Consider the following 4,075-nt stretch of genomic DNA (forward strand, 5'->3'; position numbering starts at 1 on the left):
TGGCAAGTTAAGCCATAAAGGTTAACTATCTTTTTACTCAATTAGTTAGCTTTACAGATTATACCGCTTCAGCGTATAAATTTTGCCGAGCTAACCCGCTTGTTCATTCGTAGAATTGGAGTTTCTCTTTGCCGAAAGCTACTCAGATAAAAACCAGCCCAAACGACCACCGATTATACCGCCATATCACCCTTGAAAATGGCCTATCGGTACTGCTGGTTGAAGATAGAGAAGCGAGTCAAGCCGCAGCATCTATGGCAGTAGCTGTCGGGCATTTTGACGATCCCGTTTCCCGTCCTGGCATGGCTCATTTTCTGGAGCATATGCTGTTTCTTGGTACCGCAAAGTATCCAGACGCAGGTGAGTACTCGGCCTTTATCAATCAACACGGCGGCACCAATAACGCGTGGACTGGTACCGAACATACCAACTTTTTCTACAGTATTAACGCCGAGCAGTTTGAAGCGTCATTGGATCGCTTTAGCCAATTTTTTATCGCGCCGCTATTTAATATCGATCTGGTTGACCGAGAACGACAAGCCATCGAATCGGAATTTAGTATGAAGCTAAAGGACGATATTCGACGAGTCTACCAAGTGCAGAAGGAGACAGTTAACCCTGAGCATCCTTTCTCAAAGTTTTCAGTAGGCAACCTAAAGACTCTCGCAGGCGATGAAAGCGAACTGAGAGCCGAGTTACTTAGCTTTTATCGCAATAAATACAGTGCCAATGTGATGACATTGTCTCTTGTTGCACCGCAATCATTAGATGAGCTGGAACAATTAGCTAAACAATTTTTCAATGAAATTGATGGGAAGACCTTAAGTAGAAGCTACCCTGATGTACCACTCTACCCACCAGAGCTATTACAAACTCAAATCAATATTGTGCCGCTCAAAGAACAAAAGCGGGTTGCTATCACCTTCGCGCTCCCAGCTCTTGAGTCGTATTATGCCCATAAACCCCTCACCTTTATTAGCCATTTATTAGGTTATGAAGGTAAAGGCAGCTTGCTCTCCTACTTAAAAGAGTTAGGCCTCGCCAATAATCTCTCTGCTGGAGGCGGGGTAAATGGTTATAACTTTAAAGACTATAACATTAGCATCCAACTCACCGATCGCGGTTTATCCGAATTAGATACGGTAATAGCAGCAACATTTGAGTACATTGAACTTATCCGCCTTCAAGGCCTAGAATCTTGGCGCTACAATGAAAGAGCTGCACTACTCAAAGTCGCATTCCAATATCAGGAACAGGTCAACTCTTTAGACCTAGCCAGTCATTTAAGTATTAACATGCATCACTACCAAATAGAGGATGTAATTTACGGCGATTACCGTATGGATGGCCTCAGAGTTGACGAAACCAAGCAGTTACTCGCGCTGATGACACCACAAAATATGCGCGTACAATTAGTTGCTTGCGAACTCGACACCAATAAACAAGCCGCTTGGTATCACTCTCCCTATCAAATTAAAACGATTGACCCCGACAGTATTGCGCTATGGTCAAAGCCTTCTATACGTAAAGAGCTAAGCTTACCGAAGAAGAACCCGTTTATTAATGATGAGTGTGTTGCTCGCCCCGAAAAAAGTACCGCGAAGGTCCCTGTCGTAGTAGCACAAAAGCCAGGGTATCGGATCTGGCATAGAAAAGACGATGAATTTAATGTCCCAAAGGGCCATCTTTATCTATCTCTGGACTCGGCTCAGGCTGCGGCCTCACCAAGACATGCAGCATTAACCCGTTTATATGTTGAGATGCTGCTCGATTATCTAACCGAACATACCTATCAAGCGGAAGTAGCAGGACTAAGTTATAACATTTACCCACACCAAGGCGGGATCACGCTTCATTTAACTGGCTTTACGGGCAAGCAGGAAGCATTACTTGAGCTGGTTATCGCTAAAGCGAGAGAGCGTAATTTCACCCAAGCTCGCTTCGATCTGATAAAACGCCAAATATTGCGCGCTTGGTACAATCAATCTCAGGCTAAGCCTATCTCCCAGCTATTTACCAGCCTAACGGTTACCTTGCAAAAACGCAGCTTTGAACCATCAAGAATGGCCGAGTTACTCGAAGAGATCACCCTCGATGATCTGCATGCTCATGTAAAAAGTTTTTATGAGAAAATCCACCTTGAAGGGCTAGTTTATGGAGATTGGTTAGAGGGTGAAGCTAAAGCGCTGGGTAGACGGCTAGAAGGCATTTTATCCTTAGTAACCAAGCCAAGCCAAGAGTCATCTCGAGAACTAATTGACCTATCGGGCAAAGGGACCTTGCTGCGGGAGCTCTCTGTATCTCACCCAGATAGTAGTATCATCGTGTATTATCAATCCGATGTCACAAGCCCTGAAACCATGGCATTACTCAGCCTACTTAACCACACTATGTCATCGACCTTCTTTCACGAGCTGAGGACTCAGCGCCAACTCGGCTATATGGTCGGTACGGGATACCTACCGTTAAACCGCTATCCTGGTATTATTTTTTATATTCAATCTCCGACCTCTGGCCCACAATTATTACTCGAAGCGATTGATGAGTTTATTGCTGATTTCGCCTACGCAATCTTACAGCTTACGAATCAGCAGTGGGAGTCAACCAAGCACGGACTCATTAACCAGATCATGGTAAAAGATTCGAGCCTAAAAACCAGAGGCCAGCGTTACTGGTCAAGCATAGGTAATAAAGACTACCAATTTAACCAAAAAGAATTGGTCGCAGAGCAAATTAAATTACTTACCCGAGCCGACCTTATTAAGTTCATCATGCAAAAAATGCGTACTAAGCATTGTGATCGTCTGGTGTTATTCAGTACAGGTGAATCTCATCAAGACCAAGTGCCTTTAGAGTCAGACAAGATGATCACCGATCTGCGTGCTTTCAAACAAGATGCAGAGCAATTCGACTATTAGCTCAGCTAACTTCTAATGCTCTTTTGCTACAAGTGAATTCGCCCGTTACAGTAACAAAATAGAGATATCCATGAGTAAAAGTCATTTTCTCTCTATTGTAGAAGAAAAAAGCCCCAACGCAGCCTTTTAAACTAGTGCAACCCTTGCTACTGAAACAATGAACCATACAGGGCGTTTTAAAAAGCTTAATTGGCATGGATAAACATAAGATAATAATGATTATCAGCTACAATTACTGTCAAGGCTTTTGACAATGTCATCACTTTCTGAAAAAGTGTGAATAACAATGAGTTGCCTGACAATATTGGCTAATTATCAAACAAAAAAATATGCCTAAAATTCTTATAAAATTAGCGACTACCCTACTCTTTACCATTTTATGGGTAAATTCTGCTCTTGCTTTAACGTTAAACTCCGTCTCTTTGGGCGTTTCTGATGGTTTATCACAAAGTAATGTCACCTCGATTGTTGAAGACGCGGATGGCTATATCTGGATAGGTACCGTAAACGGACTAAATCGCTACGACGGAAAAGAGTTTCGCCACTACTTCCCTTCTCCAGAAAATGACCTGCCCAGCGCATTCATTCGCAGCCTGTTTATCAGCGATAGCGGCAATATGTATATAGGAACAGACAAAGGTTTAGCTGTTTATGATCGACTGACAGACAGGGTCATCGCTCTAAATAGTGAAACCTTTATCCATGAGCAAGCTATTTGGTCTATCTCCCAAAGCAAAGAGAATATTATTATTGGAACAGAAGACTCTGTTTATATAACACAAGAAAAATCACAACAGTCAACTCTTACTCTAAAAAAATCTTATAGTGGTGACTTTAATGGCGTAAAACAAGCGCTACTATTTGAAGATGACGTATACATTAGAAACTATGCAGGCGAAATAATAAATGCATCGAAAAATACATTAATCGATGACAAAGTAACAAATATTGACATTTCAAATGGAAAAATTATTTTATACAAGGAGACTGGAATATTTTATAGCCAATCTCTGGAAAGTAGTATCAACAGCCCGAATTCAACTGCGAAGTGCGACACTCTCCAATATCAAGCAGCCAATGTCATTTCTTTAAAGACAATCGCTGGTTGCTTGAAGTCTAAACACTTTTTCGGTCGATAATTTATCCGTGATACAGCG

At 42.1% G+C, this 4,075-nt stretch carries 2 protein-coding genes; both read left to right on the forward strand.

Annotated elements, in window-relative coordinates; genetic code table 11:
* The first annotated feature begins 128 nt into the window (after positions 1-128).
* On the forward strand, positions 129-2,918 hold the full coding sequence (locus tag K5Q92_RS23355) for an insulinase family protein (protein ID WP_220771207.1): 2,790 nt from the start codon (positions 129-131) through the stop codon (positions 2,916-2,918).
* A 329-nt stretch (positions 2,919-3,247) separates the two neighbouring features.
* Positions 3,248-4,057, forward strand: a complete 810-nt coding sequence (locus K5Q92_RS23360; protein ID WP_220771208.1) for a two-component regulator propeller domain-containing protein — start codon at positions 3,248-3,250, stop codon at positions 4,055-4,057.
* Positions 4,058-4,075 lie beyond the last annotated feature (18 nt).

Origin of the sequence: Shewanella sp. MBTL60-007, assembly GCF_019654915.1 — a bacterium.
Classification (GTDB): domain Bacteria; phylum Pseudomonadota; class Gammaproteobacteria; order Enterobacterales; family Shewanellaceae; genus Shewanella.

Excerpts from the sequence above, each read along its gene's own strand:
- K5Q92_RS23360 (WP_220771208.1), top strand. The coding sequence starts at position 3,248 with ATGCCTAAAATTCTTATAAAATTAGCGACTACCCTACTCTTTACCATT.